The 18,301-nt window shown below is 59.0% G+C and carries 18 protein-coding genes and 1 tRNA gene; 11 read left to right on the top strand and 8 right to left on the bottom strand.

Annotated elements, in window-relative coordinates; translation table 11 throughout:
• Positions 1 to 28 precede the first annotated feature (28 nt).
• The 5 genes from ACZ9HU_RS19220 (at position 29) to rplQ (ending at position 3,550) form a co-directional block, all read left to right on the top strand.
• Positions 29 to 673 carry an adenylate kinase gene (locus ACZ9HU_RS19220; protein ID WP_476107369.1) on the top strand — a complete coding sequence of 215 codons (645 nt, stop codon included), beginning with the start codon at positions 29 to 31 and terminating at the stop codon, positions 671 to 673.
• Between the two features lie 357 nt (positions 674 to 1,030).
• Positions 1,031 to 1,399, top strand: coding sequence for a 30S ribosomal protein S13 (gene rpsM, locus ACZ9HU_RS19215; protein WP_168603812.1), 369 nt, complete (start codon positions 1,031 to 1,033; stop codon positions 1,397 to 1,399).
• Between the two features lie 51 nt (positions 1,400 to 1,450).
• Complete coding sequence (rpsK, locus tag ACZ9HU_RS19210) at positions 1,451 to 1,840, top strand: 30S ribosomal protein S11 (RefSeq protein WP_168603811.1); 390 nt, start codon at positions 1,451 to 1,453, stop codon at positions 1,838 to 1,840.
• 115 nt (positions 1,841 to 1,955) lie between these two features.
• A complete protein-coding gene (locus ACZ9HU_RS19205) occupies positions 1,956 to 3,017 on the top strand; it encodes a DNA-directed RNA polymerase subunit alpha (protein ID WP_476107368.1) in 1,062 nt (353 codons plus the stop codon).
• Positions 3,018 to 3,133: 116 nt separating this feature from the next.
• Positions 3,134 to 3,550 carry a 50S ribosomal protein L17 gene (rplQ, locus tag ACZ9HU_RS19200; RefSeq protein WP_476107366.1) on the top strand — a complete coding sequence of 139 codons (417 nt, stop codon included), beginning with the start codon at positions 3,134 to 3,136 and terminating at the stop codon, positions 3,548 to 3,550.
• Between the two features lie 87 nt (positions 3,551 to 3,637).
• Here rplQ and ACZ9HU_RS19195 read toward each other — a convergent pair whose 3' ends face one another.
• Positions 3,638 to 5,068, bottom strand: coding sequence for an AMP nucleosidase (locus ACZ9HU_RS19195; protein ID WP_476107364.1), 1,431 nt, complete (start codon positions 5,066 to 5,068; stop codon positions 3,638 to 3,640).
• Positions 5,069 to 5,203: 135 nt separating this feature from the next.
• On the opposite strand from ACZ9HU_RS19195, the gene ACZ9HU_RS19190 reads away from it, so the two are divergent.
• Positions 5,204 to 6,208, top strand: coding sequence for an amidohydrolase family protein (locus tag ACZ9HU_RS19190; RefSeq protein WP_476107363.1), 1,005 nt, complete (start codon positions 5,204 to 5,206; stop codon positions 6,206 to 6,208).
• A 63-nt stretch (positions 6,209 to 6,271) separates the two neighbouring features.
• Here ACZ9HU_RS19190 and rplI read toward each other — a convergent pair whose 3' ends face one another.
• Genes rplI through rpsF form a run of 3 tightly spaced genes read right to left on the bottom strand, consistent with a single transcriptional unit; the run spans position 6,272 to position 7,468 of the window.
• Positions 6,272 to 6,865, bottom strand: coding sequence for a 50S ribosomal protein L9 (gene rplI / locus ACZ9HU_RS19185; protein WP_476107361.1), 594 nt, complete (start codon positions 6,863 to 6,865; stop codon positions 6,272 to 6,274).
• A gap of 12 nt (positions 6,866 to 6,877) precedes the next feature.
• The gene (rpsR, locus tag ACZ9HU_RS19180) at positions 6,878 to 7,102 is read right to left on the bottom strand and encodes a 30S ribosomal protein S18 (RefSeq protein ID WP_127710389.1); all 225 of its coding nucleotides are present in this window, start codon (positions 7,100 to 7,102) and stop codon (positions 6,878 to 6,880) included.
• A gap of 3 nt (positions 7,103 to 7,105) precedes the next feature.
• On the bottom strand, positions 7,106 to 7,468 hold the full coding sequence (rpsF, locus tag ACZ9HU_RS19175; protein ID WP_168603805.1) for a 30S ribosomal protein S6: 363 nt from the start codon (positions 7,466 to 7,468) through the stop codon (positions 7,106 to 7,108).
• A gap of 339 nt (positions 7,469 to 7,807) precedes the next feature.
• On the opposite strand from rpsF, the gene ACZ9HU_RS19170 reads away from it, so the two are divergent.
• Both ACZ9HU_RS19170 and ybaK read left to right on the top strand, forming a co-directional pair.
• The gene (locus tag ACZ9HU_RS19170; RefSeq protein ID WP_476107359.1) at positions 7,808 to 9,658 is read left to right on the top strand and encodes a methyl-accepting chemotaxis protein; all 1,851 of its coding nucleotides are present in this window, start codon (positions 7,808 to 7,810) and stop codon (positions 9,656 to 9,658) included.
• A gap of 54 nt (positions 9,659 to 9,712) precedes the next feature.
• Positions 9,713 to 10,186 carry a Cys-tRNA(Pro) deacylase gene (gene ybaK, locus ACZ9HU_RS19165; protein ID WP_476107357.1) on the top strand — a complete coding sequence of 158 codons (474 nt, stop codon included), beginning with the start codon at positions 9,713 to 9,715 and terminating at the stop codon, positions 10,184 to 10,186.
• On the opposite strand, the gene ACZ9HU_RS19160 is transcribed toward ybaK, so the two are convergent.
• Both ACZ9HU_RS19160 and ACZ9HU_RS19155 read right to left on the bottom strand, forming a co-directional pair.
• The gene (locus ACZ9HU_RS19160; RefSeq protein WP_476107355.1) at positions 10,183 to 11,415 is read right to left on the bottom strand and encodes a dihydroorotase; all 1,233 of its coding nucleotides are present in this window, start codon (positions 11,413 to 11,415) and stop codon (positions 10,183 to 10,185) included. The genes ybaK and ACZ9HU_RS19160 overlap by 4 nt on opposite strands.
• Positions 11,412 to 12,404, bottom strand: coding sequence for an aspartate carbamoyltransferase catalytic subunit (locus ACZ9HU_RS19155; protein ID WP_476107354.1), 993 nt, complete (start codon positions 12,402 to 12,404; stop codon positions 11,412 to 11,414). Before ACZ9HU_RS19155 ends, ACZ9HU_RS19160 begins: the two co-directional genes overlap by 4 nt.
• 114 nt (positions 12,405 to 12,518) lie before the next feature.
• Here ACZ9HU_RS19155 and sppA point away from each other — a divergent pair, with 114 nt between their 5' ends.
• Positions 12,519 to 14,420 carry a signal peptide peptidase SppA gene (gene sppA / locus ACZ9HU_RS19150; protein ID WP_476107353.1) on the top strand — a complete coding sequence of 634 codons (1,902 nt, stop codon included), beginning with the start codon at positions 12,519 to 12,521 and terminating at the stop codon, positions 14,418 to 14,420.
• 7 nt (positions 14,421 to 14,427) lie between these two features.
• On the opposite strand, the gene ACZ9HU_RS19145 is transcribed toward sppA, so the two are convergent.
• Positions 14,428 to 14,841 carry a hypothetical protein gene (locus ACZ9HU_RS19145; RefSeq protein WP_476107352.1) on the bottom strand — a complete coding sequence of 138 codons (414 nt, stop codon included), beginning with the start codon at positions 14,839 to 14,841 and terminating at the stop codon, positions 14,428 to 14,430.
• A gap of 236 nt (positions 14,842 to 15,077) precedes the next feature.
• Between ACZ9HU_RS19145 and ACZ9HU_RS19140 the strand changes: the two genes are divergently transcribed.
• A tRNA-Leu gene (locus ACZ9HU_RS19140) sits at positions 15,078 to 15,162 on the top strand.
• A gap of 53 nt (positions 15,163 to 15,215) precedes the next feature.
• Positions 15,216 to 16,727 carry a trigger factor gene (tig, locus tag ACZ9HU_RS19135; protein WP_476107351.1) on the top strand — a complete coding sequence of 504 codons (1,512 nt, stop codon included), beginning with the start codon at positions 15,216 to 15,218 and terminating at the stop codon, positions 16,725 to 16,727.
• 68 nt (positions 16,728 to 16,795) lie between these two features.
• Here the strand turns inward: tig and ACZ9HU_RS19130 are convergent, their stop codons facing one another.
• A complete protein-coding gene (locus ACZ9HU_RS19130) occupies positions 16,796 to 18,268 on the bottom strand; it encodes a carotenoid oxygenase family protein (RefSeq protein WP_476107350.1) in 1,473 nt (490 codons plus the stop codon).
• Positions 18,269 to 18,301 lie beyond the last annotated feature (33 nt).

Genomic DNA, 18,301 nt, shown 5'->3' with positions numbered 1-18,301 from the left:
TGAAGGTCTGAACGGAGGGGAGAGACCTGTGAATATCATTTTGCTTGGACCGCCGGGGGCCGGTAAGGGCACTCAGGCCCAGCGCCTTGTTGAGCGCCACGGATTTCGTCAGCTGTCGACGGGGGACATGCTGCGTGCCGCTGTCAAGGCTGGTACGCCCGTTGGTCTTGAGGCCAAGGCTGTCATGGAGCGCGGCGAACTGGTTTCGGATGCGATCGTTTCTGCGCTGATCGGTGAGGAACTGGACAGCATGGGGGCGGGCGCAGGCGCTATTTTTGACGGTTATCCGCGAACAGCGGCGCAGGCAGAATCGCTGGACGGCATTCTGGCACAGCGTGGGCGCAAGCTTGATCATGTGATCGAACTGGACGTCGATGAGGATGCGCTGGTTGAGCGTATTACGGGCCGTTTTACCTGCGCCAACTGCGGCAAGGGCTATCACGACAAGTTTGAGCAGCCCAAGCAGTTCGGTGTTTGCGACAAGTGCAACGGAACGGAATTCAAGCGTCGCCCTGACGATAACGAAGCCACTGTGCGTACGCGTATGGCCGAATATCGTGCAAAGACTGCGCCGATCCTTCCAATCTATGAAGCGCGCGGCATTGTTTCGCGTGTCAATGGCATGGCGGAATTGGGCCACGTTACGGATGCGATTGAACGCATTATCGCTTGACGGATTTTGCTTCGGCCTTGTTTGCGATTAGCAGATAAGGCCGAAGTTGATCGGTGCCGGTTTTTGGGATTGGCAAATTCACTTGATGCGGGAACCGATCGAATTTTTCCGATTTACCTTTCCGCAAATTTTTGATCGCTCGCGTTGACTTGTCTCGCGAATCGGTTTAGGCGCGCTCCTCACACGTCGAAAACGGGTCAGTCCGGCAGGATGCACTGTTGATTGTGCGCCAGTCGGGCTTTTTGCCGTCAGGTGCTTGGTTTTCGTCGTTGTGAAAAGCGTTGAGATGGGGGTGCGGTGCATGATGCTTCGTAGAGAAGCTGTCCCGTTGCATCCCTGTGGAGCATGGAGAAAAGAGTGGCTCGTATTGCCGGGGTAAATATCCCCACTAACAAGCGCGTTATCATCGCGCTGACCTACATTCATGGTATCGGCTCGTTCAAGGCCAAGCAGATCGCTGACAAGCTGGGTATCGACCACAGCCGTCGCGTTCAGGATCTGTCGGACGCTGAAGTCCTGCACATCCGTGAAACCATTGACGCCGAACACACCGTGGAAGGCGATCTTCGTCGTGAAACCGCGATGAACATCAAGCGTCTGATGGATCTGGCCTGCTACCGCGGCCTGCGTCACCGTAAGGGTCTGCCCGTTCGCGGTCAGCGCACCCACACCAACGCCCGTACCCGCAAGGGTAAGGCCAAGCCCATCGCTGGCAAGAAGAAGTAAGCGTTTTTCGCTAGCTTCATCTGTTTGACCGGAAGACGAGGATAAGATCCCATGGCACGTGAACCCCAGCGCCTTCGCAAGCGGGAACGTAAGAATATTTCTAGCGGCATTGCTCATGTGAATGCCAGCTTCAACAACACGATGGTGACCATCACCGACGCTCAGGGCAATGCGATCAGCTGGTCCAGCGCCGGCATGATGGGCTTCAAGGGTAGCCGTAAGTCGACCCCATATGCCGCTCAGGTGGCTGCGGATGACGCTGGCAAGAAGGCCGCCGAACATGGCGTCCGTACTCTGGAAGTCGAAGTTAAGGGCCCGGGTTCGGGCCGTGAAAGCGCACTGCGTGCTCTGCAGGCCGTGGGCTTCACCATCACCTCGATTCGCGATGTGACCCCGATTCCGCACAATGGTGTGCGTCCTTCGAAGCGTCGCCGCGTCTGATCGTGCTTGCGCGGGTGGCATAGTGTCGCCCGCGCAGCCACAAGGATCGACCGCGGCCCGCATCGTGCGGGAGCGCCGTGGTCGTTCCCGCCAGTAGAGAAATCAGGGGAAGTCCATGACTGTCAACATCAAGAACTGGCAGGAACTGAAGAAGCCCAACAGCCTCGAAGTCAAGCCGGGGAACGACCCCAAGCGCCGCGCGACCTTCGTCGCCGAACCGCTGGAACGCGGTTTCGGTCTGACGCTGGGCAATGCGCTGCGTCGCGTTCTGCTTTCTTCTCTGCAGGGCGCTGCGATCACCTCGATCAAGATCGAGAACGTGCTGCATGAATTCAGTTCGTTGGCCGGTGTGCGTGAAGACGTGACCGACATCGTGCTGAACGTGAAGCAGATCGCGCTCAAGATGCAGGGCGAAGGCCCCAAGCGTTTGCAACTCTCGGCCACGGGGCCGGGCGAAGTACGCGCTGGCGACATCGCGGTGACGGGCGATATCGAGGTCATGAACAAGGACCTCGTGATTTGCCACCTCGACGAAGGTGCAACGCTGAACATGGAACTGACCGCCGATACTGGAAAGGGTTATGTTCCGGCCGTTCAGAACCGTCCTGTGGATGCGCCGATCGGTCTTATCCCGGTCGACTCGCTCTATTCCCCGGTGCGGCAGGTCAGCTACAAGGTTGACAATGCACGTATCGGTCAGGAACTGGACTTCGACAAGCTGAGCCTTTCGGTGGAAACCGACGGCACGGTTACGCCGGAAGACGCAGTGGCTTATGCTGCTCGTATTTTGCAGGACCAGCTGGCTCTGTTCGTCCACTTCGAAGACATCGCTCCGGTTGGTGCGGCTCCGATGATCGGTGGCATGGCCGCTGCTGCTCCGGAAGAAGGTGACACGAATCAGCTCAACCGTTATCTTCTCAAGAAGGTGGACGAGCTGGAACTGTCGGTCCGTTCGGCCAACTGCCTCAAGAACGACAACATCATCTACATCGGCGATCTGGTTCAGAAGACCGAAGCCGAGATGCTGCGCACGCCGAACTTCGGCCGCAAGTCGCTCAACGAGATCAAGGAAGTGCTGTCTTCGATGGGGCTGCGTCTGGGGATGGATATCCCCGGTTGGCCGCCTGAAAACATCGAGGAAATGGCCAAGAAGCTCGAACAAGAGCTGCTGGGTTAACAGTTTCGGCGGGGCTGGGAGACCGGCCCCGCCAAACGGTTTTGGCGGCTGCCGTAAATGTCCGCCTGGATCGGGGTACCTAAACCGGCCCCCCTACGAACGCGAAGGAATATACAATGCGTCATAAGTACGGCCAGCGTAAGCTGAACCGCACCAGCCAGCACCGCCAATCGCTGCTGCGCAACCTGTCGGCTTCGCTCATCAAGCATGAGCAGATCCTGACCACTGTTCCCAAGGCCAAGGAACTGCGTCCCTACATCGAAAAGCTTATCACGCTGGCAAAGCGTGGCGGTCTTTCGAACCGTCGTCTGGCGCATGCCCGCCTTCAGGACGACGGTCAGCTGGTAAAGCTGTTCGACGTTCTGGCTTCGCGCTATTCGGATCGCAACGGTGGTTACACCCGCGTGATCAAGGCTGGCATCCGTGCTTCGGACGCTGCGCCTCTGGCGATTATCGAACTGGTTGACCGTGACGTGGCCGCTAAGGGCCAGGACTCGGGTCCGGTTCTGACTGCGGATGAAGGTGAGGAATAATCCTCGCTGACCTCCAAAGGTCGCAATAGAAAACCCCCGCGGCAGTCGATGCCACGGGGGTTTTTCTTTGGCTGCTGGCCGCCCAAATTATCGGAACGGCGGTTCGCGGAACGCGCGAAGCTTGCGTGAATGCAGCCGCTGCCCTTCGGCGCGCAACAGGTCGACGGTGGTGGTGCCGATGGCTAAATGCGCGGCGATAGCTTCTTCATAGAACCTATTTGCTTGGCCGGGCAGCTTGATCTCACCGTGCAAGGGTTTGTCCGAGACGCAGAGCAAGGTTCCATAGGGAACGCGGAAGCGGTAACCCTGCGCGGCAATGGTTGCACTCTCCATATCGATGCCAACGGCGCGGCTAAGGCTGAAACGTTGCGCTGATAATGTGTAGCGCAATTCCCAGTTGCGGTCGTCGGTCGTGACGACGGTGCCTGTGCGCAGACGCTTTTTCAGATTGGCGCCCGTCTGTCCCGAAATGATTTCGGCGGCATGTTCCAACGCGCGCTGAACTTCGGCGATGGCAGGGATAGGGATTTCCGGCGGCAGGACCGGGTCCAGCACGTGATCGTCGCGCAAATAGGCATGGGCCAGCACGTAGTCGCCGATTTTCTGCGTGTCGCGCAGCCCACCACAATGGCCGATCATCAGCCATGCTTCGGGGCGCAGAACAGCAAGGTGATCGCAAATCGTCTTGGCGTTGGATGGACCAACGCCGATGTTGACCAGCGTAATGCCGCTCCGGTTCGGGCCGATCAGGTGATAGGCTGGCATCTGGTGCCGTCTCCAGGCGGTGTCAGAGAGCAGTACACGCGCATTTTCATGCCGTTGGGTCAGATATAGGCCGCCTGCGCCTGAAAGCGCTGTATAGCCATTCTCGCCCAGTTGCTGGCCCGCCCAATCGACGAATTCGTCGACATAGCGGTGATAGTTCGTGAACAGGATATAGCGCTGAAAATGACTGGGGCTGGTCCCCGTATAGTGCGCCAACCGGGCCAGACTGAAATCGGTGCGCAACCCGTCGAACAACGCCAGTGGCATCGATTGCCCATCCTGTCCCATATCAACCAGACCATCGGACAGTTCGTCCCCGATCAGGGCGAGTTCCGTGGTCGGGAAATGCTGCGCAAGTTCCCATGGCTTTGCCGATGTCGCGTTGGTGGCGTCAAGGACATAGGGGAAGGGGATTTGCTGCGTCGAGCGTGCGACTTCGACCTCGATTTCGTAATCCTCTGCCAGCGTCAGCAATTGCTCTGCGAGGTATCCGGCGAAGAGATGCGGCTTGGTGACGGTGGTTGCATAAGATCCGGCATCGTTGAGCCGTCCAAAGGCGCGACTGGCGTCAGGATGCGTCTCGCGACCAGAGTAATGCACCCGCAATTCGGGATAGCACCATGCATTCTCGGCCACGCGAGAAGCGGGGGGGATAGTGCCGTCTTCGGCAAATGCCTGAATGTCAGCGCGAAGTGTTGCGACGGCGCCGTCATAGATAGCGCTCAATTGAGTGATGATGTGTTGTGTGTTCATGCCTTGAAACTATCGCAGTTGCGGCGCGCTGCAAGGGGGCTGATGAATTGCGCGCCTTGACGGCGTAAGTTTGCCGCGCAAGGATGGACAATCGGGGCGCAAGGATAGGGCTTCGAAAATCTTGGGAGAGAGAGAATGCGCAAATCGGGCTTACGAGCCGTTGTGATCGCATCATTGCTTGGTAACGTTTTCATAACTGGGGCAGCGATAGCCCAAAACGCCGCTGGCGATCCCGGTCCGGTGATCGACGTTCATATGCATGCCGGGGATTTTGCCAGTGGGGGGATGCCGATGTGCCCCAATGCTGAGCGTTTTCTGGCCTCGGACCCTGCCGATGGGCCAGAGGCTCCGTTTGGGTGGTCAAAGGAGGATTGCACACCTCGGCTCTATCCTGCGGCCAAGGGGCAATATATGCCCGAGGTGATCGCGGAGATGAAGCGCCTGAATGTGACCGGCGTGTTTTTTGGTGATCCCGCAGAGGTCAAGAAATGGCAAGCCGCCGCGCCAGATCGCGTTATTCCAGGGACGGCTTTCAAGAGCGTCCAAACCCCGGATCAGGCCGATCAGTTGAAGCGGCTTGAAGTGTCCTTCACCAAAGACGGTTTTAAGGTGATGGGCGAGATCGGCCTGCAATACGAAGGGATCTCACCCAGCGACATGCGCGCCGAACCCTATTTCGCTTTGGCAGAAAAGCTGGATATTCCGGTCGCGATTCATATGGGCACTGGTGGTTCCGGGCGCGCGAATGTAGGCCGTTCGTCCTTCCGCGGATCGATGGGTAACCCGTTGTTGCTCGAAGACCTTCTGGCCCGCCACCCTAAGTTGCGGGTGCAGGTGATGCACGCGGGTTATCCGATGGCGGAAAATATGCTGACGCTGCTGCAAGCCAACAGCCATGTCTATGTCGATATTGCCGGGCTGATCTGGTCCTATCCGCGCAAGGAAGTGAACCGCTATATCCAGCGTCTTGTCGATGGCGGGTTTGGTGACCGGGTCATGTATGGGACCGATCAATTGCTGTGGCCGGGCCTTATGGCCTATTCTATCGGCATCATTCAGAACGCAGATTACCTGACGCCAGAGCAGAAGCGCGACATTCTTTACAACAATGCCGCTCGGTTCCTGCGCATCAAGAAATAAGGCCACGAAAAAGGGGGCGCGGTTTCCCACGCCCCCAATTCTTTGAGCCGGAGCCAAAACCGATTATTCGGCTTCAGCTTCGCCTTCCAGCAGGTCGGCCGGGATTTCGCCCGGTTCTGCGTTCGGGTCATAGGCTTCGGTGAAACCGCCGACTTCGTTGTCGAAGAGCGCTTCCGAAACGTTCACGCCCTGAGCCTGCAGTTCGGCTTCGTCGGGCGAACGTGCGACGTTCACCTTGACGGTCACCGAAACTTCGGGGTGCAGGGCAACGCGAACGTCGTAGATGCCAATCGACTTGATCGGGCGTTCCAGAACGATCATCGCCTTGCTGACGGCGGCGCCATCGGCGTTCAGGCCATCAACGATGTCGCGAACCGAAACCGAACCATACAGGTGGCCCGCGTTCGAGGCGGCGCGGATCAGAACCACGCTCTTGCCTTCGACGTCGCCCGACTGTGCTTCGGCCGCAGCCTTGGCTTCAGCGTTGCGCTTTTCGATGTCGGCGCGCTGGGCTTCGAACACCTTGCGGTTGGCTTCGTTGGCGCGCAGCGCCTTCTTGTTGGGCAGCAGGAAGTTACGGGCGTAACCGTCCTTCACGGTGACGACGTCACCGATGTGGCCCAGCTTCTCGATGCGTTCGAGGAGAATGATCTGCATGGATTTTCTCCCTTACTTCACGAGGTAGGGCAGCAGGCCCAGGTGACGGGCGCGCTTGATCGCCTGGCCCAGTTCACGCTGCTTCTTGGCAGAAACGGCGGTGATGCGGCTGGGAACGATCTTGCCACGTTCGGACATGAAGCCCTGAAGCAGGCGGATGTCCTTATAGTCGATCTTGGGAGCGTTCTTGCCCGAGAAGGGGCAGCTCTTGCGACGACGGAAAAATGCACGAGCCATGGATCAAGCCTCCTCGCGTTCGCGGCGACGGCTGCGCTCGCGATCGTTCTTGCGCATCTGGACCGACGGGCCAGCTTCCAGTTCATCAACGCGAACGGTGATGAAACGAATGATGTCTTCGTTGATGCCGATCTGGCGTTCCAGCTCGGCGGTGACGCCGGCGGGGGCTTCAACGTTCAGCATCACAAAGTGAGCCTTGCGGTTGCGCTTGATCTTGTAGGCGAGGTTCTTGAGACCCCAGGTTTCGGTCTTGGTGACCTTGCCCCCGTTGGTTTCAATGATCTCGGTGGCGGTAGCGGCAAGCGCATCAACCTGCGCTTGGCTCAGATCCTGGCGGGCCAGGAACACGTGCTCATAGAGAGCCACGGCAGCTTCCTTTTCATCCAATAACCGATCGCTGGCTTGTCCGCACGATTGCGGGGCCCCTCCGGCTTTCTTCGCATATCATGTGCGCGGGCTGCGAATCCGCACTTTCAGAAGATGCGGCCCTTAGCGATTTTCCGTGCCGAGGCAAGGAATTTCATGTTCCTGCGGTATGGCGTGGACTTGATTTTGCGAACTTTGCGTTCCGATCCCGAAAAATCATGCTGCTGACATTGGTTGCTGAAGCATGGTGCTAAGTATTTCGACAGGGCACAGAGCTACGCGCCATGAACCACTTGTTGCTAGTAGTAGAATAAATGAAGCAATAAGGGTTGGGGCGAAATGATCAGTGACAAGGCGAGAATCGGCAGCCGCCTGATCATTGGCATGGTTACACTGGCCATTTTTGTATCGGCGTTGGTGATCTATCAAATCCGCTACGGCGGTCCGATTTCCAAGAAATATACGCTTCAGGATGAATTGCTTGCCGATATCCTGCCGCCGCCCGCCTATGTCGTCGAACCTTGCCTCGAAGCTTCTCTGGCGACGTTACACCCTGAACAGGCTGACCTTCATCTGCAAAATCTAAAATCCCTGGAAAAGGACTATCTGGCCCGTAAGGATTATTGGCAAACGGCTCCAATTCCACCCGAACAGTTCGATATTCTCAAGCAAAGCCAAGGATATGCTGATGCATTCTGGCTCTCGCTGAACACGAAATTCGCGCCTGCGGCCAAGGCTGGTGATGTGGCGGCGATGCGGCGCATCTATGATGAAGAATTGTCGCCCGCTTATGCCAAGCAGCATGAGGCCATCCTGCAACTGGTCAAAATGTCGAGCGACTTTCGCACCAGCGAGCGTCGGTTTGATGATCCGATGGTAACCATTGCGCTGATCGTGGTGGGTTTGATGATGGCGGCGCTCTTGGCGGGCATTCAATTCGCCCGCCGCTTCATCGACGAATCGATTGTTTCGCCGCTCAACACTACAGCGCAGGCCATGGAGCGGATGGCTCAGGGTGACTATTCGTTTGAGGCGGAGGGGCGCGAAAGGTCCGATGAAATCGGCATCATGGCGCAATCAATGGAGGTATTCCGTCAGGTCGGTATCGCCCAAAAGAAAGCCCAGATTGAACAGAAGCAGGTTGTTGATGCCTTGAGCGGGGCGTTGACCAAATTGGCCGCGCGCGATCTGGAGCATCGCTTGCCCGATCCGTTCCCGGCGGAATACGAAGGTTTGCGGGAAAATTATAACCACTCAATCTCGTCATTGATGGAGGCTATCGGAACGGTTCGCGTTGGCGCAGGCGGTGTCATGCGCTCGGTCAAGGAAATTCAGGCCGCCGCCGATGATCTGGCCCGCCGAAATGAGACACAGGCGGCCAGCCTTGAGGAAACCGCAGCCTCCCTGCGCGAGGTTTCCAATACCGTACAGGCCTCTGCTCGAACCGCTGCGGCCGTGCGCGAAACGACGCAGGAGGCGCATCGTCAGGCCAGCGATGGTGGCGATGTGGTGGCACAAGCCGTGGATGCCATGGCGGCCATCGAGCAGTCCTCGCAACAGATCGCCCAAATCATCAACGTCATCGACAGCATCGCTTTTCAGACAAACCTCCTCGCTCTCAACGCCGGCGTTGAGGCGGCAAGAGCAGGCGAGGCGGGGCGCGGTTTTGCCGTTGTGGCCAGCGAAGTTCGCGCCTTGGCGCAGCGTACCGCCGATGCGGCGCGTGACATCAAATCCTTGATCCAGAATTCCTCGACACAGGTGGAAACAGGCGTTGATCTGGTCGGGCGAACCGGGGAAAGATTGCAGGCCATCGTTGCCAAGGTCGCTGAAATCAGCGGCCTGATCGAGGAAATTGCCGAAAGCTCACAAAAGCAGGCGACCAATATCTGTATCGTCAATGAAGCAGTGGGCGACATGGATCGGATGACACAGCAAAACGCGGCTATGGTGGAACAATCGACGGCTTCCACACGGAACCTGTCGCAAGAAGCGGAAAAACTGGCCCAATTGGTTTCGGCCTTTCGAACCCGCAACCGTTCGGCGCGCAGCCAGCAGAGCGAAGACCCGGTACCCTTCCGCCGTCAATCGGCGGTCCAACGCGCGCCGCAGGTTGCCACAACCACGCAGCGCTTACCTGCGCCGGTGCCCTATGCCCGCGCGGTCGGCGATGACTGGAGCGAATTTTAGCGTCTGGGCAAGCGCTTGCGGTATGCGTAAAGGCATCGGCCACGGAGGTTTTTCATGGCCAAGGCTACCCGCGCAACGCAATTTCTTGATAAGGCAGGGGTGCAATTTACGCTGCACACCTATGATTATGATCCCGCCGCCGACAGCATCGGGCAGGCCGCTGCACAGGCATTGGGTGAACCGGCGGGCCGTGTTTTCAAGACTTTGATGGTTCTGGCCGATGGAAAGCCCGCCTGCGTGATCGCGCCCAGCGATCGAGAGGTGGCGATGAAAAAGGCCGCAGCTGCCTTGGGTGTTAAACAGGCGGTCATGATGAAACCTGCCGATGCCGAACGCATAACCGGTTACAAGATCGGCGGGATCAGCCCCTTTGGCCAGACGCGCAAGGTCGCTGTCGTGCTGGATGCCAGCGCGCAGGATTGGGAAACGATCTATATCAATGGCGGTCAACGCGGTCTTCAGGTCCGTCTGGCCCCGTCCGACGCCTGTGACGCCTTGGGGGCCAGACTGGCTGAAATTGCCGCTTAGCCGACTTTCATGCCGCCCTTCCACAGGGCGATGACGCGGCCTTGGACGCCTTGCCCGTCGAACGGAGTGTTGCCTGCGGCCGCGGCCATTTTGGCCGAGGAGACGATCCAGGGGCGGTCTGCGTCGATGATGGCAATGTCCGCCTGAAGGCCGACGGCCAATTCGCCCGCGTCAACGCCGAGCAATTGCGCCGGATTGGTGGCCAGAAGGCGGAAGGCGGTTGACAGATCGATGACTTCATCGCGCACCAGATTCATGGTCAGCGGCAAGAGCGTTTCGGCCCCCGCCATGCCCGGTTCGGCATCTGCAAAGGGCAGGCGCTTGTCTTCCGGGCCACGCGGATCGTGGCCGCTGGAAATGACGCTGATCGTGCCATCGCCAATCGCCTCGATCACGGCCTTGCGGTCATCTTCACGACGCAGCGGCGGCGAAAAACGGCAAAAGGTACGGAAATCCGCCAAGGCCGTGTCCGACAGCATGAAATGCGCCGGGGTGACGCCGGCGGTCACCGCTACGCCGCGCTTTTGCGCCGCGCGGATCAAGTCCAGCGCACCGCGTGTCGTGATCTGACGGAAATGCAGCTTGGCCCCGGCCATCTCGGCCAAGGCAATGTCGCGGGCCACTGCCAGAGCCTCTGCCTCAACCGGGGCGGAGGGCAGGCCCAGACGCGTTGCCATTTCGCTGGCGGTCGCCACGGCATTGCCGGTCAGGCCGCTATCTTCGGCATGGGCAATCACCGTCATGCCCAGCATCGCGCAATAGCGCAGCAGACGCAGCATCGTGCCCGAATCGGCGATCCAGTGACGTCCGGTGGCAACGGCCTTGGCCCCGGCATCGCGCATCATCGCGATTTCCGCCATGTCCGATCCATCCAGCCCCCGCGTGGCGGCGGCCAGCGGGTGAACCCACAGGCCCGGCTTGCCGCTTTGCGCCGCGTAACGAACGGTCGATGGGCGATCAAGCGGCGGGTTCTGATCCGGCATCAGCGCCGCGCGCGTGATCCCGCCGAAATGAAGCGCTGGCTTGTCGATGGCAAAGACGCCCAGATCGACAAGACCCGGCGTGATCAACTTGCCGCGCGCATCCTCGATCCGGTCGCCTTCCTGTGGCACGACATCGGCGCCGATGGCCACAATGCGGTCGCCGTCGCAACGGATGCCGCCCGCAACAGGTTCGCCCTCACGCGTGATGATCAGGCCGTTGGTGATGGTCAGAGCATCCTGTTTCATGCCCAACCCTCCAGTTTACGAGCTTTTCGCGTCAGAACTTCCAAACAGGCCATGCGCATTGCCACGCCCATTTCGACCTGCGTGGTGATCAGACTGCGCCCGGGCAGATCAGCCACGTTGGAGTCGATTTCCACACCGCGGTTCATCGGGCCGGGATGCATGACAATGGCATCGCCCGCCGCCCGCGCCAGACGGTCCAGCGACAGGCCGTAAAGATGGCGATATTCGCGCGGCGAGGGGATGAATTGGCCCGTCATGCGTTCGTTCTGCAGGCGGAGCATCATCACAACGTCGGCATCTTTCAACGCGGCGTCAAAGTCATAATAGGGCGTCACGCGCATCTGTTCGATATCGGCAGGCATCAGCGCTGGCGGCGCGCAAACGCGGACATTGGCACCCAGCGCCGTCAGTGCCAGAATGTTCGACCGCGCCACGCGGCTGTGCAGAATATCGCCGCAGATCACGATCTTGAGGCCGACAAATTCACCCTTGGCCCGCTTGATGGTCAAGGCGTCCAGCAGGCCTTGCGTGGGGTGTTCATGCTGACCATCGCCCGCGTTCAGAACCGGGCAATCGACCTTTTCCGCGATCAACCGAACCGCGCCCGACGATGCATGGCGGATCACAATCGCATCGGCGCGCATGGCATTCAGCGTCATCGCCGTATCAATCAGCGTCTCGCCTTTTTTGACGCTGGATTGGCCCACCGACATGTTGACCACATCGGCGCCAAGGCGCTTGCCCGCGATTTCAAAGGACAAAAGCGTACGCGTCGAGTTTTCATAAAACGCGTTGATGATCGTCAGCCCGCGCAGGTGATCGACCCGCTTGGTAGGTTGGCGGTTCAATTCCACCCATTGTTCCGCCTCGTCCAGCAGAAACAGGATTTCATGCGGGGCGAGGCCGGCAAGGCCCAGCAGCCCACGGTGCGGGAAGGCCAGAGAGCCCGCAGGGTAGCGGCTCTGGCTGGATGAGTTTGCTGATGTCATTGAAGAGAGCGCCCTAAACCTGTGGGGCCGCGCACTCAAGAGGAAACGGATGATTGTCCACTTCTCTGTTGGCCAAATCCTTCGTAGAGTGGCGATCAAGGATACGGAGAAGACATGGCTTTTGCGAAATCGGTATGGCGCCTGCTTGTTGCTATCAAGGATGGGCTGGTGCTTGCTCTCCTTCTGCTGTTTTTCGGCGCGCTCTATGCTGTGCTGTCGGCGCGGCCCGCGTCTCCGCAATTGCGCGAAGGCGCGTTGCTGATCGATATGAAGGGCGCGGTGGTTGAGGAATTGCAGAAGACCGATCTGCAATCTGTGTTGTCCGGTAATGCCGGTGATCCGGAAATCCGCGAAAGAGACGTGATTCGCGCTCTGCTCGGGGCGGCCGGGGATGAGAAAATCAAGGCGGTCGCCATCGACATGAGCAAGTTTGGCGGGGCGGGCTTTGTCCATGCCGTTGAAATTGGCGATGCGATGGATGCTGTGCGCAAGGCCAAGAAGCCGGTGCTGGTCTATGGCACGATGCTGGGTGATCGGGGCCTGTTGATCGCATCCCATGCCAGCGAAATCTGGATCGACCCTTTGGGCGGCGCCTATGTCGAGGGGTTGGGCGGACAAAACCTCTATTTTGCCAAGTTGCTGGAACGGCTGAAAATCTCGGCCCATGTGTTCCGCGTGGGGACGTACAAGGATTTCGTCGAACCCTATATTCGCGATTCGATGTCCGAGCCATCGCGTGAGGCGCGCAAGGCTTTGCTCGACACGATTTTTGCTCAATGGCGCGAGAATGTGTTGAAGGCGCGGCCCAAGGCGCAGGTGGATAAGGTTGTGGCTGACCCGGTCGGTTGGTTCAAGGCCTCGGGCGGGGATGCGGCCAAGGCTTCGCTGGCGGCGGGTTTGGTGGACAAGATCGGCACACGCGCCGAATGGGGCGATGCCATTGCCAAGATCGCGGGCGAGGATAAGTCGGGCGATGAAGTGCCTGCGCCCGGTACTTTTGCCCACACAACGATGGCGGCATGGTTGGCGGGGCATCCCGCAAAGAGCGACGGTCGAGCTATTGGCGTCGTCACCGTCGCGGGTTCAATCACCGACGGCAAGGCTGGACCGGGCAGCGCAGGCGGTGAACGGCTTGCCAAGCTGATCGATGGCGCCTCGTCAAAGAAGCTGGCCGCTTTGGTAGTGCGGGTGGATTCGCCCGGCGGTTCGGTGACGGGTTCGGAGGCCATTCGTGCGGCCATCCTGCGTCAAAAGGCGCGAGGTGTTCCGGTTGTGATCTCGATGGCCAATGTGGCGGCCAGCGGTGGCTATTGGGTTTCGACCTCTGGCGCCAAAATTTACGCACAGCCCGGCACGATCACCGGTTCCATTGGCATTTTCGCCGTGATCCCCAGCTTCGAACGCGCTTTGGAAGGTTGGGGCGTCAAGGGGGATGGGGTCCGCACAGGGCCGCTTGCCGGACAGCCCGATGTGTTGACCGGATTGACGCCGGAGATTGAGCAGATTTTGCAGGCCAATATTGAATCAGGCTATGGTCGCTTTTTGAGTCTTGTCGCTGCGGCGCGTAAAAAGACGCCTGAAGACGTGGATCGTATTGCGCAGGGTCGGGTGTGGGATGGCGGAACCGCGCGGCAGATTGGATTGGTCGACAGTTTTGGCGGGATTGATGCAGCTATGGCCGATGCGGCGGCGCGGGCCGGTATCAAGGATGGTGCATGGCATGCGGTCTGGCTTGGCGATGAAAGCTCGCCCGTCGACGAAATTCTGCGTCAGTTTAGCGGACAGACCAACGAATCGGATGATGATGCCGCCGTTGACTGGGTCGGCATGGTCACCCAGCGTCAGCGTGCGCGTCTTGCATCGGCCTTGGTCGGGGCGCAGCGCTTGCTGGCTGTGCGCGGGGCCCAGGCCTATTGTCTGGAATGCGAAGCCGGTATGACCGAGCGCGCCGCAACCAGCCAGTTGAGCCAGTCCCGGTCATGGCTGATGGTACTGGCGCGCTGGCTGGCGGTATAGGCGGAATTCAGAGTGTGGCCCGTGAATGGGCCGCCTCTAGTTCGGCCAGAGCAAGGGTGCTGTCGTGACGGGCCGCTTCGCGCAGCGCCAATGACAGATCACCCAGTGCTTGATCGGCTGCGCGCTTTACCTGCGAACTGTCGGAATGGCATGGGCCGTGGGCGGTCCCGCTGACCTGTTTGGCAACGGGCAGGCGGCGTAGCGGCGAGGCGGACGCGCCAATCCGCCGTTCAATAATAAGCTTGGCGTTCCAATGACAGCTGCGCTCCATGCCTCTCAAGGGAGCATGAACCCCTTTGGGCTGCGTGTTGATCACGACACTCGCACTATAATGCAGATCAATGGGTTGCTCTCGATAGGTGATGGTTTCTGAATGCACGGCCGATGACGCCATGGCGGCCGCCAAGAACAAAAGGCTCATGATTTTCTCCTGCGATTGCGGCCCGTCGGTTGTTTTGTTTCGGGCCTTGAATGTAGCTAGGCCTCCTGCGTTGCTCGATCTTTTCTGCAAGGTTAAAAATCGCGGAAACTGGGGGTATGGCGGTCAATCTCGGCCATCATGCGCAGCATTGCGCATGATGTGCGTTTGGATGCTTGCCCTTTTGGCGCAATCTCTCTAAGGCCCCCCATCTGAATTTGACGTAGCTTCGTCTTCATGCGGGCGTGGCGGAATTGGTAGACGCGCTGGTTTTAGGTACCAGTATCGTAAGATGTGGGGGTTCGAGTCCCTTCGCCCGCACCAGTCTTCCTCCCCGTGCAAGCGACAGTTGCGAGTTGGGAAGGCATTGAATTATCATGCAGATTGTCGAAACCACCAATGAGGGTCTGAAGCGCGGCTATAGCGTGACGATCCCGGCTGGCGTCATCGCCGAAAAGATCGAGAGCGAGGTGGTGAAGATCGCCCCGCAGGTGCAGTTGCCCGGTTTCCGCCCCGGCAAGGTGCCCGCGAATCTCGTGAAGAAGCGCTTTGGAGCGCAGGTCCATCAGGACGTTCTTTCGCAGACCATCCGCGAAGCGCTGGACAAGCTGGTCGCTGACAATGCTCTGCGCCCCGCCACCCAGCCTGACGTCGCGCTGGGCGAAGGCTATGAAGAAGGCAAGGACGCCACGCTGACTGTCAGCCTCGAAGTGTTGCCTGTCATCACTGCTCCCGACCTGTCGGGTCTGAAGCTGGAAAAGCTGGTCGTTCCCGTCAAGGACGAAGCCGTTGACGAAGCCGTCACGCGCATCGCTTCGTCGGCCAAGCGTTTCAACGACGCCGAAGAAGGCAAGGAAGCCGAAACCGGCGACCAGCTGATCATCGACTTCGTTGGCAAACTGGACGGCGTTGAATTCGACGGCGGCAAGGCTGAAGACGCGGCGCTGGAAATCGGCGCTGGCCGTTTCATCCCCGGCTTTGAAGAACAGCTGGTCGGCGCCAAGGTTGGCGACGAAAAGGTCATCACCGTGACCTTCCCTGAAGAATATCAGGCCGCTCACCTCGCCGGCAAGGAAGCCACCTTTGACATCACCGTCAAGTCGGTGAAGGTTGCCGGTGAAACCGTGATCGACGACGAATTCGCCAAGAGCCTGGGCCTGACCGATCTGGATCAGCTCAAGGGCCTGCTGCGCGGTCAGCTGGAAGGCGAGACCGAAGGTCAGACCCGCACCCAGATGAAGCGCCAGTTGCTCGACATCCTGGCCGATGGCGCCGATTTCGACGTGCCGCCCAGCATGGTCGAAGCCGAATTCAACCAGATCTGGGAACAGCTGACCCAGGAAGCGGCTCGCGAGGAAGATCCTGCGGCTGCTCTGGCCGAAATCGAAGCCGAGAAGGAAGACTATCGCAAGATCGCCGTGCGCCGCGTGCGCCTCGGCCTCCTGCTGTCGGAAATCGGCCAGGCCAACGGCGTGGAAATCACGGCTCAGGAATTCCAGATGCTGGTGTCGCAGGCCGCGCAGCAGTATCGCCCGGAAGACCGCCAGCGTTTCGTCGAATACGTTCAGGCCGAACCGATGGTCGCCGCGCAGCTCCGCGCGCCGCTCTATGAAGAAAAGGTCGTCGACTTCCTGTTCGATAAGGCCGAAGTCACGACGCGTGAAGTGACCAAGGAAGAGCTGCAGGCCGCGATCGAAGCCGAAGAAGGCGAAACCGGCCACGTCCATGGTCCGGATTGCGACCATGACCACGACGAAAAGCCTGCCGCCAAGAAGAAGGCTGCGCCCAAGAAGAAGGCTGCTGCTGAAGGCGAGGAAGCTGCTGAAGCCGCTCCCAAGAAGAAGGCTTCGGCCAAGAAGAAGGCTGTTGAAGAACCCGCCGCTGAATAAGCTGCTGGCTTCCGCCTTTTGAGCAAGGCCCGCTTCCCGATGGGGAGGCGGGCCTTCTCTTTTACGCCTCAGGCAAAAGAGGCATATTTGCGATCATCGCACCAATTCCCATGCAGGCCCGATTTCAGGCGGAAGGGCAGCATGGCACGGCCTACTGGCCCTTCCTCAAGCCTTTGCGCGTCCAGCACGACCAGATCGGAATAGTTGGTTACCAGATTGTCGACCACGGCGATAATCCAGCCGTCTCCTTCCGGTGAATCCGGGCTGCGGGGTACGAAGCAGGGTTCCTGAATCATGCAATGCGGCCCGGCCCACCAACTGTCCTGCTTGCCGGTGGCATGGTCGATATGGCCGATTCGGTTCATGCGGAAACCAGAGGCGCGTGCGCCGGGGAAATCCACCGGCATTTCCGGGTCCATCACCAGCATATAGCCGTGGCGGTAGGGCTGGCCGACATAGCGTTCGTCGATGCGGGGGAATTCGTCGATCCAGTTAGAGAGCTGTTCGACCTTGAGAAACTCATCCGATTTGGAGGCGAGGTCGACCGTCCAGCGGGTCAGGAACGGCCGTGCGGCCATCGGGTCGAACGGCGCACCATGAATGTCTGGAAAGAAGGGGAAGCAATTGCCCACCGCTTCGGGCGTGTCGAAATGGATTTTGGTGCCGTCCTCGAACGCATTCATCACATGGCTGGCAAAGATCGTCTTTGGTGCCTTGAACCAGCGGATGTCTTTGCCCGTAACGCCGGGGCCGCGGGGCAATATGCCAAGATAGACCGGCAGTGTGGTGTCGAATCCGAAATGTGGCAATCCCGCTTTTAGACGATCCCAATTGCCGGTCGATGGCACGATGTGAAACACGGCATAATGCTCTGTGATCGCATAGTCATGCATCATGCAGTAATAAGGGGCTTCGAAGAAAGTCTCGTAGAGGACATTGCCCTGCGGATCGATTTCGAAGAACGAGCAGTCGCGGGTCAGCAAGCCAGTGGCAGCATAGCCAAAGTTGCAGAAATTGCCGGTCACCGGATCAATCTTGCCATGGGCGGAAAAGGTCTGGTTTTTCAACCTGCCGTCGAAAAAGGTAAAGCCTTCGGTTTCAAGGCTTAAAGGGTCCATGACCAGGCAGGGACCATCTTCTTTCATCGCGTAGAGTTTGCCAGCGTGGACCATGACATTGGTGTTGGTGGTCGAGCGGATCTGACCTTTTACCGCGTCATCATCGGTCAGCGGATTGCGATAGGCGCCGAACAGGGCGCGGCCCGCCGCGCGTTCCAGTTTGAATTTATCCGTATGGGCATAGCGTTGTTTGAAATCGACCTTTCCGCCGCGAAAACGAAACAGGCTGACCATCCCATCGCCGTTGAAAAACTGATCATCTGCAAATTTCGGTGGAAATTGCGAGTCGGGATGTACGCGGTGAAACGTGCCGTTCATCGATTCCGGGATTTCGCCTTCGATCTCCATGTCGAGAATATCGCATTCGAGCCGGATCGGGCGCAAAATGCCTGTAAAGCTGCGGGTATCAGGGAAATGAGCCATGTTTTTCCTCTCCGGATCGTGCCGCTTGTCTCG

It is taken from the genome of Novosphingobium sp. Sphag1I, from assembly GCF_056279125.1.
This window is presented reverse-complemented; position numbering and strand designations above follow the sequence as displayed.

Coding starts and splice junctions, on each gene's coding strand:
- ACZ9HU_RS19170 (WP_476107359.1), top strand. CDS start 7,808: ATGATCAGTGACAAGGCGAGAATCGGCAGCCGCCTGATCATTGGCATG.
- rplQ (WP_476107366.1), top strand. CDS start 3,134: ATGCGTCATAAGTACGGCCAGCGTAAGCTGAACCGCACCAGCCAGCAC.
- tig (WP_476107351.1), top strand. CDS start 15,216: ATGCAGATTGTCGAAACCACCAATGAGGGTCTGAAGCGCGGCTATAGC.
- ybaK (WP_476107357.1), top strand. CDS start 9,713: ATGGCCAAGGCTACCCGCGCAACGCAATTTCTTGATAAGGCAGGGGTG.
- ACZ9HU_RS19155 (WP_476107354.1), bottom strand. CDS start 12,404: ATGACATCAGCAAACTCATCCAGCCAGAGCCGCTACCCTGCGGGCTCT.
- ACZ9HU_RS19145 (WP_476107352.1), bottom strand. CDS start 14,841: ATGAGCCTTTTGTTCTTGGCGGCCGCCATGGCGTCATCGGCCGTGCAT.
- rpsK (WP_168603811.1), top strand. CDS start 1,451: ATGGCACGTGAACCCCAGCGCCTTCGCAAGCGGGAACGTAAGAATATT.
- rpsR (WP_127710389.1), bottom strand. CDS start 7,102: ATGGCTCGTGCATTTTTCCGTCGTCGCAAGAGCTGCCCCTTCTCGGGC.
- ACZ9HU_RS19130 (WP_476107350.1), bottom strand. CDS start 18,268: ATGGCTCATTTCCCTGATACCCGCAGCTTTACAGGCATTTTGCGCCCG.
- ACZ9HU_RS19205 (WP_476107368.1), top strand. CDS start 1,956: ATGACTGTCAACATCAAGAACTGGCAGGAACTGAAGAAGCCCAACAGC.
- ACZ9HU_RS19160 (WP_476107355.1), bottom strand. CDS start 11,415: ATGAAACAGGATGCTCTGACCATCACCAACGGCCTGATCATCACGCGT.
- rplI (WP_476107361.1), bottom strand. CDS start 6,865: ATGCAGATCATTCTCCTCGAACGCATCGAGAAGCTGGGCCACATCGGT.
- ACZ9HU_RS19190 (WP_476107363.1), top strand. CDS start 5,204: ATGCGCAAATCGGGCTTACGAGCCGTTGTGATCGCATCATTGCTTGGT.
- sppA (WP_476107353.1), top strand. CDS start 12,519: ATGGCTTTTGCGAAATCGGTATGGCGCCTGCTTGTTGCTATCAAGGAT.
- ACZ9HU_RS19195 (WP_476107364.1), bottom strand. CDS start 5,068: ATGAACACACAACACATCATCACTCAATTGAGCGCTATCTATGACGGC.